Origin of the sequence: Streptomyces sp. ML-6 (assembly GCF_030116705.1) — a bacterium.
Classification (GTDB): Bacteria; Actinomycetota; Actinomycetes; order Streptomycetales; family Streptomycetaceae; genus Streptomyces.
Window position 1 is genome coordinate 682,937 of the sequence record NZ_JAOTIK010000002.1, and the last position, 14,009, is coordinate 696,945.

The window sequence follows — 14,009 nt, forward strand, 5'->3', positions numbered from 1 at the left end:
AATGGACGAACGAGAAATACTCACCCGCTTCAAGGCCGGAACCCTGGAACGGGACCGGGCCGTGCGACTGCTGGCCGGGCTGAAGGCGGTACCCGGCCCACCCCCGGAGCCGGTCCTGCCGACGGCCCCGGACACGGCGGCCTCGGGGACCACGGGTCCGGTGCCACCCGGGCCCACGAACCCGGTGACGCACGGGACCACGGGCCCGGTGACGTCGAAGGCGCCGGTCGCGGTGGCGCCGGAGGCCCACGACCGGGTGTCCTCGCCGGTCCCCGGCCCGGTACGGCCACGGGCACAGACGCCGGGACAAGGACCCGTGCCGGTACCAGTACCGGCACCGTTCTCTCCGGCGGACCCGTCGGCGGCCCTTCCGCAGGGCCTGCCGCAGGCCCGCCGGACCGATGGGGGCACGGACGTCGAGGACCGGTTCGCCGTCGTCGGGATCGCCGGTCGCTATCCGCTCGCCCCCGACCTGCGCACCTACTGGCAGAACCTGCGCGAAGGGCGGGACACCTCGTCGGGCGCGCCGCTCGGCCGCCCCGGTGCGTCGCTGCTGAGCGCGGGAGAGTGCGGGCACTTCCTGGACGGAGCCGCCGATTTCGACGCGGACTTCTTCGGGCTGACCGACCGGCGGGCGAGGCTGATCGACCCCCAGGAGCGGCTCTTCCTCGAAACCGTCTGGGAGGCGCTGGAGGACGCCGGCTGCACCGGCACCCGGCTCGACGCCCTGACCGGTCCGGGCGGAACGCCGCGCGGCCTCGGGGTGTTCGTCGGGGTCAGCGCCGCCGACTACTCGCTGGTGGCCGCCGAGGCATGGGCGCGCGGCGGGCGGGAGATGCCCGAGAGCGGGCACTGGAGCGTGGCGGGCCGGCTCTCCGGCCTGCTGGGACTGAGCGGACCGGCGCAGGCCGTCGACACCGGGGAGTCCTCCGCCCTCGTGGCGGTGCACCTCGCCGTCGGCGCACTGCGGCGCGGGGAGTGCGCGGCGGCGGTGGCCGGTGGGGTCGAACTGCTGCTGCACCCCTCGCGCGGCCGGCAGGGGGCGGGGGAGGGCGTGGGCGCCGTGGTGCTCAAGCCACTGGCCCGTGCGCTGTCCGACGGCGATCATGTGCACGCCGTCGTACGGTCCACCTCGGCGGGCACCGGCTCCTGGACCGGCTCGCCCGGACTGCGCGAGACGAGGGGGACGACCGCCTGCCGGGTGGGCGACGCCGGTGCCGTCACCGGCCTCGCCGCGCTGACCGCCGCCGTGCTCCAACTGCGGTACGGCGTCCTCGCCCCCGCACGGGGCGAGGACACGGCCACGCCGTGGCCGAGGCCCCATGACGCACAGGGACACGAGCTGCCCCGCACGGCCGTCGCCGAGGTGACCGGTACGACCGGGGCGTTCGACGCGTACGCCGTCCTGGAGGAGTTCGTACCGGCCCGGCGTCCGGGGGACGGAGCCGGGAACGGACGCAGCGAGGCCGGCCGTGCCGACGGGGCGGGTACGACGGGTGAGACCGATGCGCCCGGTGAGGGCAATGGGAGTGGCGGTGCCGGACGGGACGAGCTGATCCTGCTCTCCGCCCCCACCCCCGGTCATCTCGCCGCCACGGCGACCAGACTGGCCGACTGGCTGGCCTCGGACAACGGCAGGAGTGGGGACACCACCACCGGGGACGAACGGGTGGCGCTCGTCGATGTGGCCCGCGCCCTGCGCGTCGGCCGCGAGGCGCGGTCCTGCCGGATCGCACTGCTCGCCCGCGACCTGTCCCAACTGGTCAATTCCCTGCGGGAGTTCGCCAGCTCCTGGGTGGATGTCGGCGGAGTCGAGGGGACAGCCGGCACGCGCGCCATCGGTGTTGGTGTTGGTGTCGATGTCGGCGTTGACGTTGGTGTCGATGTCGGTGGGGTGCGGTACGCGGATCTGCGCACCGGCGGGACCGATCCGCTGGGCCTGGGCGATGTGCCGGAGACCGGCGACTATCTCGGCGCGCTGTGGCGGGCCGGCCGGATCGAGCAGTTGACGCGCCTCTGGCTGTCCGGGCTCGACATCGACTGGGCCGCGCTGGAGTCCGGGCCGGACGCGGGCAAGACCCTGGTGCCGCTGCCGCCCTCGGCGTTCCTGCGCCGTTCCCTGTGGCTGGGGGGCCGGGAAGGCACGCAGGAGGGCACGGAGGAGAAGGGGGCGTCCGGATGACCGGCCTCTCGGTGGTGGAACGCCCCGTCGACAGGTTCGCGCCGGCCCGGCCCGAACCCGTCAAACTGTGGTTCTGCCCCAACGACGAACTCACCCCGGGGATCGCCGCGACCCTGGCCACGCACTGGCTGGACGAGCACGAACAGGAGATCGCGAGCCGGTTCCTGTTCGAGCGCGACCGGCGCCAGTACCTCGTCGCCCACACGCTCGTACGGCGGGTGCTGGCACTGGAGAGCGGCGTGCCCGAGGCGGAGGCCGTGATCTGGCGTTCCTCGAGGGGGCGGCCGTTCCTGCAGAAACCCGTGGAGGGGCTGCCGCGCGGGGGCCGGGAGCTGGACTTCAACCTCTCCCACGCGCACGGCCACAACTTCCTCGGCGTGGTCCGGCGCCACCGCATCGGGGTGGACGTGGAACGGCTCGACCGGGGCGACCAGGGGTTCGACGCGATCGTGGAGACCTTCGCGCCCGAGGAGCAGCAGTGGGTGGCGCGGGCCGCGGCGGGCCGCCCCCGGGACCGCCGGGTGCTGCGGCTGTGGACGCTGAAGGAGGCGTACTCCAAGGCGCGCGGGCTGGGGCTCGGACTGCCCTTCGACAGCTTCGCCTTCACGCTGGCCGAGGACCGGGGGGTGGTGGGCTTCCGCCCGCCCGAGGCCGGGTCCGCGCTGCCGTGGCGGTTCCTGGAGCTGGAACCCGTGCCCGACGTCCTGGCGGCCGTGGCCGTGGCGGCCGACACGGACGTCCCGCCCGTCTTCCACCTGCACCACGGCTTTCCGTGGGACCGGGGGGCGCCCCGGCTGCTGGCACTGCCGGAGCCGGTCGCCATGGCGGCGTAGAAGCCGTCCCACAGAGGGAGCCGTCCCGCAGAGGAAGTCGGCAGGGAAAGGGAGTCGGCAGAGAGTGCGCCGGCAGAGGAAGTGCCGGCAGAGAGTGCGTCGGCAGAGGGAGTCGTTTCGTAGAGGGCTGTTCGGGGCGGGGAGTTGTTTTGTAGGGGGCGAGGACAGGGGGGCTTTCGGGGTTCCGGGCGGTGGGTGGACCGGCCGACGATGGGTGCGCCCACGTACGGGCCGGTAGCCGACCCGTACGAGACAGCGCGGGCCGGCCGCGACGCGTCGTACCCGCGCGCGGGCCGGCCGTCGACCGAGGGAGCCCCTTCTGTGACCGTGCCGTACACACCGCCGCGGGCTGCCGCGACGGGTGCCCAGGAATTCCGGGACGCGATGGCGCTGCTCGCCGCGCCCGTCACCGTCATCACCACCGTGGACGGCGACGGCCGCCCGCGGGGGTTCACCGCCAGTTCGGTCACCTCCGTCTCGCTCGACCCGCCACTCGTCCTGGTCGGTGTCACCCGCGGCTCAAGTTGTCACCAACCCCTCCTCGGACAGGGGGAGTTCGTCGTCAACGTGCTCGGTGCCCGGCACGGCGCACTGGCACGGCGCTTCGCGACCACCGGCGCCGACCGGTTCGCCGGCGGGGAGTTCGAGCCATGGCCCGGCAGGGGCCTGCCGTACCTGCCGGACGCGTCCGTGCTGCTGCGCTGCACCCTGGCGGACGTCGTACCCGCGGGCGATCACGACCTGCTGCTGGGCAGCCCGGCCGAGGTGCGCACGAACGGCTCGAGCGGGGCTCTGGTCTGGTACCAGCGAGGCTTCCACGTTCCTGTGCAGACTTCCCAGGAGAGGACGGCGGCCATCCGGGTGGCCTGACGACGTGGGGGTGCCGGTGCGGCTGGTCCGGCGGGACGCACAACTCGACCTGATCGAGCGGCATTTGACGTCCGCCCGGCGGGGCGGGGGCGGTGCGGTGCTCGTCACCGGCAGTCCCGGCACCGGCAAGAGCGCGCTGTTGCGGGCCTTCGCCGAGCGGGCCGGGGACTCGGGCGCGCTGGTGCTGGACGCGTCCGCCTCACCGGCCGAGACGGATCTGCCGTTCGGCGTCGTGGGGCAACTGCTCAGCGGCGCGGGCCGGGACGCCGGACACCACCGGCCGGAGCCTTCGTCGCCCCGTTCCCCCGCCCGGCCGGTTCCGACCGGGAACCCCGGCGACGACCCCGCGGTGCTCCACGAGGCCCTGCGGGATCTCGCCGTGACCGCCCCCGTGGTGGTCCTCGTCGACGACGCGCACCACATGGACGAGGTCTCCGCCCGATGCCTGCTGTACGTGTGCGGGCGGCTCGCCGCGAACCGGGTGCTGCTGGTGATGAGCGGCCCGCCGCGGCCCCGCCCCCGGCCCCCGCTGCCCCTGCCGCTGGCCGAGCTGCTGAGGCATCCCCGCTGCACGCCCGTACCGCTCGCACCCCTCGACGAGGACGGCGTCGCCGCGTTCCTGGCCGCGTCTCCCGGCGGTGCGACGGACCTGCCGACGGCACGGCGGCTGGCCCCCGACTGGCACCGGTTCACCGGCGGGAACCCGCGCCTGCTGTGCGGGCTGCTCGACGACCACCGGGACTGCGAGCCGGTGCGGCCGTCCCGTCCGGTGGCGGGCACGGCGTTCCGGCGAGCCGTCACCGGCTGTCTGCGGGGTGCCGGTGACCCGGCGGTCTCGGTCGCGCGGGCCCTGGCCGTGCTCGCCGACGCGGCGACGCTCACCCTGCTCGCCCGGCTGCTGGAACTTCCCGAGCGCGCGGTCGGCCCCTGCCTGGCCGAGCTCGACGCGATCGGACTGCTGGACGGCGGACGGTTGCGCCATGAAGGGGTGCGGGCGGCCGTACTGGAGGAACTGTCCGCCCGGGAGTCCAGCCGGCTGCACACCACGGCGGGCCGGATGCTGTACGAGAACGGCGCCGAACCGGCCTCGGTCGCCCGTCACCTGGTCACCGCGGACACCGCCGGTGGCGGGCCCGGCCCGGCGTGGGCCGTTCCCCTGCTTGCCGAGGCGGCCCGGCACGCGATGAGTTCCGGCGGGGCGCGGCAGGCCGCGGAGTTCCTGCGGACCGCCCACCGGACCGGCGGCCAGGAAGCGGCCGGGCTGCTGACGATGCTGGCCCGCGCGGAGTGGGAGGCCGACCCCGCGGCGGTGATCCGGCATCTGCCCGCCCTCGGACGGACCCTCGCCGACGCCCGGTGGCGGACGGCCGAGGACACGGCGGGAGCGATGGGGCTGTTGCTGTGGCACGGGCGCCCCGCCGAGGTGGCACGGGCCCTGTCCGGAGCCCCGCGTTTCGACGGTGCGGATGGTGCGGACGGACCCGGCGGAATCGGGGGAGCGGACGGAACCGGTGGGATGGACGGAACCGGTGGGATGGACGGACCGGCCGCGGCGTTGGCGTACGTCTACCCGGGTACGGGCGTCGGGCCGTACCCGCACGGCGCCGACAGCACCGACGACACCGACGGCGTCGACGGCGTCGATCCCTCCCCGTTCCACGGCTGCGGGGACGGGTTCTCCGCGCGGGACACCGCCAGCATGGCCGAGCTCCGGGACGAGGCCGCCGAGCGGGTGCTGGTGTCGATCGTCTACGACCACGCGCCACCGGCGTCCGTGGCCGCCATCCTTTCGGCGCTCCTGCGCACGGGGGAGACCGGGCGGGCCGCCCGGTGGTGCGGGCTGACGGCCGACGGGGACCGGACGGGGGCCACCACGGCCCGGCGGGCGGTGGCCGCCGCTGCGGCGGCCGTGGTGCACGGCCGCACCGGGGCGTACGACATCGCGTCCGGGCACGCGGAACGGGCGCTGTCCCTGATGTCGCCGGGGGCGTGGGGCGTGGCCATCGGCATGCCGCTGTCCGCCGCCGTGCTGGCGGCGACGCGCCGGGGTGCGCACGAGGAGGCCGTACGGTGGCTGCGCGTCCCGGTGCCCGCCGCGATGTTCCGCACCCGGGCCGGGCTGCACTACCTGCTGGCCAGGGGCCACCACCAGCTGGCCGTCGGACGGCCGAAGGCCGCACTCGGCGACTTCCACGCCTGCCGGGACGTGCTGTCCGGGTGGCGGCCGGAACTGCGGGGCGCCGTCGACTGGGGCACCCCGGCGGCCGATGCCCTGCGGGCGCTGCGCGGGGAGGAGGCCGCGGACGGGAACCCGATCGCCGGACTGACCGAGGCCGAACGCCGGGTCGCGGTACTGGCCGCCGACGGCTGCACCAACCGGGCCATCGCGGCCCGGCTGTACGTCACCACCAGCACGGTGGAGCAGCATCTGACCCGGGTCTACCGCAAGTTGTGCGTGAAGTCGCGCGGGGACCTGGCACACCTGGTGACGGCCCGCCCGCACTGAGCCCCGCCCGTACCGAACTTCCTCTGCACTCGGATCAGTTCCTCAGTACCCTCCGTACTACTGGTGTGTCACCGGGTTTCCGTGGAGGCCGCCGTCCGCGCACGGCCAGACGCCACTGTCCAGGGGGCCGAGGCCCGTCCGCCGCAGGACGAAGAGTTCGTCGTCGAGGGCGAAGAGCCCCTGCCCCCGGTCGAGCAGCAGTATTCTGCTCATCACGGCGCGCTCCTCGTCCTCCAGGGCGAACAGCTCCCGCATCCGCGATTCGGCGTCGACGGCGAGCAGTCGGCCGTCCCGCCAGAACACCGCGGTGCCCTCGTCGTCCAGGGCCGGGTAGGCGGTGTAGTAGCCGGAGAGCGCGGGTCCATGCCGCACCGTGCCGTCGGGGTCGAGGCGGACGAAGCGCGAACGGGACGGCAGGACGTTCTCGGACTCGGGTCCGCTGATGGCGCCGTGTCGGTCGACCAGCGGCATCGTGTGCGTCGGCCATTCCCGTACCACGGCGCCGGAGGAGTCGTGATGGGCCGTGCCGCACGCGCCGTAGCCCTGGGAGCCGATCAGGAACTCGCCCGGTCCGACGATCGCCTTGTGGCGGCCGGGCCCGGGGCGGCTCGCGGCGACGGGCCGACCGGTGGCGGTGTCCAGGAAGAACGTGACGGAGATGCCGCTGCTGCCGTCGGCGAACGTCGCGGCGACGCGGTGACCCGCGACCAGCAACGGCTCCCAGTGGTGCGCCTCCACCGTCCGCGGAGTCCACGGCTTCGAGGGCCGTAGCTCCCAGCCCGTCTTCGCACCGATCTCGACACGGCCCGGAAACGACAACCGGTCGAGCACGGCCGGTGTCGACCATCGCACCGAGCCGTCCCCGTTGTGACGTGCGACCCGCGGATGACGGCCGGCCGGGACGACCCGGTCTCGCCCGGCGGGCAGCCAGGACGCACACACACCGTCGGGCAGCACCACGAACGCGCCGAGGTGCTCGTGGGGTTCGTGGTCGGGAGTGACCGAGCGCAGGGTCGAGCCGGTGGCGTCCAGTTCGGTCAGCACCACATCCCTCGGCCCGCGATGGGCGACCCACACCGACCCGCCCGGACCGACGCGCGGCGGGCCCGGGTGCCCGTCGAACCTGCGGCGCCACAGGACCTCTCCGTCCACGTCCACGGCGGTGAGCACCGTGGTGGACAGGCCCTTGCCGTCGTAGCCGGTGATGAAGACGGGCCCACCGGAATCCGGTGCCGCCAGGCCCCACACCTGCCCGGACATCGGTACGCGCCGCGGTTCACACATGGTTCGGGCTCCTTCCCCTGGTACCACGGCCCCGGAGTCTACGCAGCCATGCAGGGGCACAGGGGCAGGTGCACAGGTGTGCAGGTGCGGGCGGCGCCTTTCCCGTGACGGGGCATCAGGGGAAAGGCACCGGCAGGGTCCGTCAGCGGCGGGGGCCCGCTGTGCGCAGGCCGCGGCCGTTCTTGCGGCCGAGCAGGCCCGCGGACACCAACTCGTCCAGGACTGCGGCTGGTTCGTACTCGGGGGTGCGGAAGCACTCGTACAACCGGTTCTGGATGGCGAGCGAGACGTCGAGGCCGATGGTGTCCAGGAGCGCGAACGGGCCCATGGGGTAACCGAATCCGGACCGGATCGCGTGGTCGGTCTCCTCGAGGTCCGTGTCGTGCCGTTCCAGCAGGGCGAGGGCCGCGCCGAGGTAGGGGAACAGCAGGCTGTTGACGATGAAGCCGGTACGGTCCGGGCACGTCACCGTCGTCTTGCCGAGGGCGCGGCAGAAGGCGTGGGCCGTCGCCAGGGTCGTCGGGGCCACCGTGTCCGTGTGCGCGAGCTCCACCAGCTTCATCACGGGGGCCGGGTTGAAGAAGTGGATGCCCACGACATCGGCCGGGCGGCCGGACGCCTCGGCGCACGCGGCGACCGGGAGACTGGACGTGGTGGTGGCCAGTACCGTGCCGGGAGCACAGATCCTGCCGAGCGCCGCGAACATCGCGCGCTTGACGTCGAGGTCCTCGGCGACCGCCTCGATGACCAGGTCGCAGTCGGCCAGCACCGCCATGTCGTGGGCGCCGGTGAGGAGTTCACCGGCCGACGCCTTGGCCTCGACGGTGACCCTGCCCCGCCGTACGCCCCTGGTCAGGGAGTCGGCGACGGCGTCCAGCGCCCGTTGCGCCTTCTCCGGGTCACGGGCCACCAGGACCGTGGGGTACCCCGCCGTGGCCGTGACCTCGGCGATGCCGCGCGCCATCGCACCGGAGCCGAGCACACCCACCCGGCGCACCGGCGCGCCGTCCGGTTCACCGGAGCTGTCGGCCGGCCGGCCGAGCACGCCACCGGTCTCGTCGTACGTGTGGAAACCCTCGCCGGTGGTACGGCCCAGGCGCCCGGCCGCCACCATCCGGCTGAGCAGCGGGGCGGGCTCGAAAGCGCTGTCGCCGGTGCGCCGCCACAGCTCCGTCAGCGCGGCGTGGGCGGTGCCGAGCCCGATGCGGTCGAGCGTCTCCAGCGGCCCGGCGGGCAGCCCGCAGCCCAGCCGCATGGCGGTGTCGATGTCGTGCCGGGTGGCGTAGTCCTCGTCGAGGAGGATCACGGCACGGTTGAGGAACCCGAGCACCAGGGCGGTGGCGTCGGCGGCGGGCCGGGCGCCGACCGCGACCGGGGTGAGCCCGGCCGAGGCCACCAGGGCGTCCACGGCGGCGGCGGTCTCCGGGGAGGTCAGGGCCGTTCGCACCGGTTCGACGGGGCCGCCGGGGGCGGGCGGGGTGAACAGGCGCAGCCCCGCCACGTCGGCCGGCCTGCCGGTGGCGATGGCCAGGCGTGTGACCGGCAGCGTCGCCGTGGTGGTCAGGACCGGGGTGCCGGGCGGGCAGACCGAGGTGATCCTGCCGAGCGCGTCGGTCTTGGCGGCGAGGTCCTCCGGGACCGCCTCGATGACCAGACCGGCCGCGCCCAGCGCGGTGTGGTCGGCGGTGAAGGTGACGTCGGGGTGGTTGGGGCCGTCGGGGCGGTCGGGGCCGTCCCCGGCGGCGATGGCGGCGATGGTGGCCTTGAGCCGCCCGGCCACGCGGGCCAGGACGTCCAGGTCGGTGTCCACGGCGACGACGGTGTGGCCCGCGCCGTGCAGCAGGTGCAGGAGTGCCTCGCCCGTCGAGCCCAGGCCGACGATGCCCGTCACGGGGGTGGGGGTGCCTGTCACGGGTGCGTCCGTCACGGGTGCGGGCGTGCTGGTGCTTGCCGCGGGCGTGGGGTCGCTCTGTCGCGCAGTCATGAGGTCCGCGCCTCCTCTTCCCGGAACCGGTTGATGGCGTCGATGTGCTTCTCGCGCATTTCCTCGTCCCGGACGCCGAGTCCCTCGTGCGGGGCCAGGGCCAGCACGCCGACCTTGCCCTGGTGGAGGTTGCGGTGCACCTCGTACGCGGCCTGGCCGGTCTCCTCCAGGGAGTGGACCTTCGAGAGCGTCGGGTGGATCCGTCCCTTGGCGAGCAGGCGGTTGGCCTCCCACGCCTCGCGGTAGTTGGCGAAGTGCGAGCCGACGATCCTCTTCAGCGACATCCACAGGTAGCGGTTGTCGTACTCGTGCCGGAACCCCGACGTGGAGGCGCAGGTGACGATCGTGCCGCCCTTGCGGGCCACGTACACCGAGGCGCCGAAGGTCTCGCGGCCGGGGTGCTCGAAGACGATGTCCACGTCCTCGCCGCCGGTCAGTTCGCGGATGCGCCGGCCGAACCGCTTCCACTCGCGCGGGTCCTGGGTCTGCTCGTCCTTCCAGAACCGGTAGCCCTCCGCGCTGCGGTCGATGATCGCCTCGGCGCCCATCCGCCGGCAGATCTCCGCCTTCCGTTCGCTGGAGACCACACAGATCGGGTTGGCGCCGCCCGCCAGCGCCAACTGCGTGGCGTACGAACCGAGTCCGCCGCTGGCGCCCCAGATCAGCACGTTGTCGCCCTGCTTCATGCCCGCCCCATTGCGCGACACCAGCTGGCGGTACGCGGTCGAGTTCACCAGACCGGGGGAGGCCGCCTCCTCCCAGGTCAGGTGCTCGGGCTTGGGCATCAGCTGGTTCGACTTCACCAGCGCGAGCTGCGCCAGGCCGCCGAAGTTGGTCTCGAAACCCCAGATGCGCTGCTCCGGGTCGAGCATCGTGTCGTCGTGCCCGTCCGCCGACTCCAGCTCCACCGACAGGCAGTGCGCCACGACCCGGTCGCCGGACCGCCACCGGTTCACCCCGGGCCCGGTGCGCAGGACGACGCCCGCCAGGTCGGAACCGAGGACGTGGTACGGCTGGTCGTGGCGGGCGGCGCCGGGGAACCGCCTGGCGTACCGCTCCAGGAAACCGAAGGTCGGCAGCGGCTCGAAGATCGACGACCACACGGTGTTGTAGTTGATGGCGCTCGACATGACGGCGACCAGGGCCTCGCCCGGCCCGGGCTCGGGGGTCGGCACGTCCTGGAGGTGCAACGACTTGCGCGGGTCCTTGTCCGCGGAGGCCATTCCCTCGAACATGCCGGTGTCCTCCTTGCGGACAACGGCACCTCGATAGCTCTCCGGGAGCCGCAGACCCGCGAAGTCCTGCGGCGTCGCGTCCTCGGAGAGAAGAGCACTGATGATCTCGTCCACGTGAGTTCCCTGATTCTCTTGAGAGCCGAGGAGAGCGAAGCGGGCCCCGTGTCCGTCACGGGTGTCTGTTGGTAGATGTCCGGCCCGGATTCCCGTCCCGGATGTCCGTCACGGGTGTCCGTCCAGCGTGGGGCACCGCACCGCCCATGGGGCACCCCTGTCCGCCCCCAGAAGGCGCGCGCCCGGTCATAGGGGGTGATTAGGGGAGGACCGGGAGCGGGGCGCGCACCCATCCTGTGCGCAGGCCCCACTCGGATCGGCTAGGAGAACTCATGACGGGAATCCCCGGCGACAGCACCTGGTTCAGGAACTACCGGCCCGCCCCCGACGCCCCCGTGCGCATGGTCTGCCTGCCGCACGCCGGCGGTTCGGCCAGCTTCTACTTCCCGGTGGCGCGGGAGCTCTCGCCCCAGGTGGAGGTCCTGGCCGTCCAGTACCCCGGCCGGCAGGACCGCCGCGCCGAGCCGGCCGCCACCGACCTGGAGTCGCTCGCCGACCGGATCGCCGAGGCGCTGGGGCCGTGGGCGGACCGGCCGTACGCGCTGTTCGGGCACAGCATGGGCGCCGTCGTCGGCTTCGAGGTGGCCCGCCGGATGGAGGCCGCGGGCAACGGCCCCGTCGAACTGTTCGTCTCCGGCCGCAGCGCCCCCTCCCTGGACCGCGCGGACGCGTGGTACCCGGACACCGACGAGGAGGTCGTCGCCGAGATCCGGAAGCTGGACGGGACGGGGGGCGCGCTGCTCGACGACGAGGAGACGCTGCGCATGATCCTGCCCGCGTTGCGCGCCGACTACCGGGCGGTGCGCGGCTACCGCTACCGTCCGGGTCCGGCCCTGGACTGCCCCGTCACCGCGTTCACCGGCGACCGGGACCCCAAGGCGAGCATCGAGAACGTGCAGGCATGGGTGAACCACACCCGTTCGGGCTTCGGCCTGCGGGTGCTGCCCGGTGGGCACTTCTTCCTCGTCGACGAACAGGAAGAGGTGCTCCGCACGGTCCGGGAGCGGCTGGCCCGGACCCCGGTGGCGGCATGACCGTGTACTCGCCCGCCCCGGGCGGCACCGGCATCCTCGGCACCGGCTCGTACCTGCCCGAACGGGTCGTCACCAACGAGACGGTCGCCGCCCGGGCCGGGGTCACCGCCGAATGGATCGAGCGCAAGACCGGCATCCGCGAGCGGCGCTACGCCGCGGACCACGAGGCCGCGTCGGACCTCGCGGCCGAGGCCGCCGTACGGGCCCTGGCCGATGCCGGGGCCGGGCCGGAGGACCTCGCCTGGATCGTCGTCGCCACCTCCACCCCCGACCATCCGCAACCGGCCACGGCCGCGTTCGTGCAGCACCGGATCGGGGCGCGCCGGGCGGCGGCCTTCGATGTGAACGCGGTGTGCGCCGGATTCATCGCCGCGCTGCACACCTGTTCCCGACTGCTGTCCGGGCCCGGGACCGACGGGCGGCAGCGCCTGGGGCTCGTCGTCGGCAGCGAGGTCTACTCGCGCATCATCGACCCCGGGGACCGCAGGACCGCACCGCTGTTCGGGGACGGGGCGGGCGCCGTGGTGCTCGGTCCGGTGTCCGGGGAGCGCGGTCTCCTGGGCACGGGCATGCGCACCGACGGCCATCTGCACGACTTGATCGGCGTCACCGCGGGCGGCAGCAGGAAACCCGCGTCGGAGAAGACCGTCGCCCGCGGCGACCACTTCTTCCGGATGCGGGGGAGAGACGTACGGGCCTTCGTGGAACGGGAGTTGCCGGACGCCGTCGCGGGCACCCTCGACGCCTTCCGGTTCACGGCCGCCGAGGTCGACCACTTCGTACCGCACCAGGCCAACGGCGAGATGCTGCGGAGCGTGGCCGCCGGACTCGGGCTGACCTCGGCACGGGTCCACCTCCCGGTGGAACGGCACGGGAACACCGGGGCCGCCTCGATCCCGCTGGCCCTCGACCATGCCCGCCGCACGGACGGGCCGGTCGACGACCTGGTGCTGCTGGCGGGATTCGGCGGCGGAATGACCCTCGGAACCACCCTGCTGCGCTGGGGCCGTTAGTACTCCAGTCGCAATTCGCTGTTCCTGCTGGTCAGGAGCGTGTATCTGAGTGTACTCGGCTGACGTGTTGTCAGGTTGGGTGAGTTCGTGACCTCGGGTACGGCGGCGGTAATGACAGCGGCGGGCTACTGCTTGGTGTCGGCGCCGCCATCGGGACCAGTGCGGTATGTGGTCGATGTGCCGACGGCGCGTCATTGCGGGGCGCCCCGCTGCCAGGAGCCGCTGTATTTCTGCCACGGTGAGCGGGACCAGGGCGCCGGAACCGTTTCTGCTGCCCCCTTTTGCGCTGCCGCGGCGGCCATGGCGGCGAGGAAGGCATGGGCGAGCATGGCCAGGGTGATGTGCCGGGACCAGCCCGGATACCGGCGTACCTCGTACTGGTCCAGGCCGCACTCGTTCTTCGCCGCTTGGAAGGCTTCCTCGATCGCCCACCGCGTCCCGGCGACCCGCACCAGTTCGGCGACGGTGGTGCCGGTTGGTGCGTAGGCGAGGCAGTAGGCGATCTCGTCCGGGCGGGCCAGACTGCGACGGGCCGGCACCCACCGGCCGTGGGTGGGCTCAGGACCGTCGAAGTCGTCGATCGGCGGGAGCCTCGCGGCGGCCCAGTCGTAGACGCGTGGTCCCTTCGCTCCGGCCCCGCACGACTGACGCTCCCAGGCGTCATCCGGGGCTCGGGAGAAGGCGAAGTCGATGCGGCCCGCCGCGTGAATGTGCTGGGACTTCGGCACGGCCAGAACACAGCCGACCCCGACCTCTTCGAGCATGCGGCGCAGTCTCTGGTCAGCGAGGAGGTCTTGCACCTCCTACGGTTTTTCAGCGCCTCACGGCGCACTGCGACCTCGTGTCGCACCTTGAGGCGGTTGATGCCGCACTCCACCGCGTGGCGCTCTTTGTAATCGGCCGCGTCGAACTTCGGCGGCCCGGCGGCCAACGGTCCGCCGTGTACGGCGTTGA

Annotated in this window: 9 protein-coding genes and 1 pseudogene; 6 read left to right on the plus strand and 4 right to left on the minus strand. The window is 73.5% G+C overall.

The features are described from left to right. Position 1 precedes the first annotated feature (1 nt). From OCT49_RS36975 to OCT49_RS36990, 4 genes are all read left to right on the plus strand, one after another. A complete protein-coding gene (locus OCT49_RS36975) occupies positions 2-2,182 on the plus strand; it encodes a beta-ketoacyl [acyl carrier protein] synthase domain-containing protein (RefSeq protein WP_283856544.1) in 2,181 nt (726 codons plus the stop codon). Further along, positions 2,179-3,015 (plus strand): 4'-phosphopantetheinyl transferase family protein, encoded by an 837-nt coding sequence (locus tag OCT49_RS36980; RefSeq protein ID WP_283856545.1) that lies wholly within the window; start codon positions 2,179-2,181, stop codon positions 3,013-3,015. Before OCT49_RS36975 ends, OCT49_RS36980 begins: the two co-directional genes overlap by 4 nt. A gap of 321 nt (positions 3,016-3,336) precedes the next feature. Beyond that, positions 3,337-3,885 carry a flavin reductase family protein gene (locus tag OCT49_RS36985; protein ID WP_283856546.1) on the plus strand — a complete coding sequence of 183 codons (549 nt, stop codon included), beginning with the start codon at positions 3,337-3,339 and terminating at the stop codon, positions 3,883-3,885. A gap of 4 nt (positions 3,886-3,889) precedes the next feature. Beyond that, the gene (locus OCT49_RS36990) at positions 3,890-6,391 is read left to right on the plus strand and encodes an AAA family ATPase (RefSeq protein WP_283856547.1); all 2,502 of its coding nucleotides are present in this window, start codon (positions 3,890-3,892) and stop codon (positions 6,389-6,391) included. Between the two features lie 57 nt (positions 6,392-6,448). On the opposite strand, the gene OCT49_RS36995 is transcribed toward OCT49_RS36990, so the two are convergent. The 3 genes from OCT49_RS36995 to ccrA form a co-directional block, all read right to left on the minus strand. Next, the gene (locus OCT49_RS36995; protein ID WP_283856548.1) at positions 6,449-7,675 is read right to left on the minus strand and encodes a hypothetical protein; all 1,227 of its coding nucleotides are present in this window, start codon (positions 7,673-7,675) and stop codon (positions 6,449-6,451) included. Between the two features lie 142 nt (positions 7,676-7,817). Next, positions 7,818-9,659, minus strand: coding sequence for a 3-hydroxyacyl-CoA dehydrogenase family protein (locus OCT49_RS37000; RefSeq protein ID WP_283856549.1), 1,842 nt, complete (start codon positions 9,657-9,659; stop codon positions 7,818-7,820). Then, the gene (ccrA, locus tag OCT49_RS37005; RefSeq protein WP_283856550.1) at positions 9,656-11,008 is read right to left on the minus strand and encodes a crotonyl-CoA carboxylase/reductase; all 1,353 of its coding nucleotides are present in this window, start codon (positions 11,006-11,008) and stop codon (positions 9,656-9,658) included. Before ccrA ends, OCT49_RS37000 begins: the two co-directional genes overlap by 4 nt. Before the next feature lie 272 nt (positions 11,009-11,280). Between ccrA and OCT49_RS37010 the strand changes: the two genes are divergently transcribed. Then, entirely contained in the window at positions 11,281-12,042 is a 762-nt protein-coding gene (locus OCT49_RS37010; protein WP_283856551.1) for a thioesterase II family protein, read from the plus strand. Beyond that, complete coding sequence (locus OCT49_RS37015; protein WP_283856552.1) at positions 12,039-13,055, plus strand: 3-oxoacyl-ACP synthase III family protein; 1,017 nt, start codon at positions 12,039-12,041, stop codon at positions 13,053-13,055. The genes OCT49_RS37010 and OCT49_RS37015 overlap by 4 nt, the downstream gene beginning before the upstream one ends. Positions 13,056-13,246: 191 nt before the next feature. On the opposite strand, the pseudogene OCT49_RS37020 reads toward OCT49_RS37015, so the two are convergent. Next, positions 13,247-13,831, minus strand: a pseudogene (locus OCT49_RS37020) (IS701 family transposase); the annotation flags it as partial. Positions 13,832-14,009: the final 178 nt, after the last annotated feature.

Coding starts and splice junctions, on each gene's coding strand:
- OCT49_RS37010 (WP_283856551.1), top strand. CDS start 11,281: ATGACGGGAATCCCCGGCGACAGCACCTGGTTCAGGAACTACCGGCCC.
- OCT49_RS37000 (WP_283856549.1), bottom strand. CDS start 9,659: ATGACTGCGCGACAGAGCGACCCCACGCCCGCGGCAAGCACCAGCACG.
- OCT49_RS36980 (WP_283856545.1), top strand. CDS start 2,179: ATGACCGGCCTCTCGGTGGTGGAACGCCCCGTCGACAGGTTCGCGCCG.
- OCT49_RS36995 (WP_283856548.1), bottom strand. CDS start 7,675: ATGTGTGAACCGCGGCGCGTACCGATGTCCGGGCAGGTGTGGGGCCTG.
- OCT49_RS36975 (WP_283856544.1), top strand. CDS start 2: ATGGACGAACGAGAAATACTCACCCGCTTCAAGGCCGGAACCCTGGAA.
- OCT49_RS37015 (WP_283856552.1), top strand. CDS start 12,039: ATGACCGTGTACTCGCCCGCCCCGGGCGGCACCGGCATCCTCGGCACC.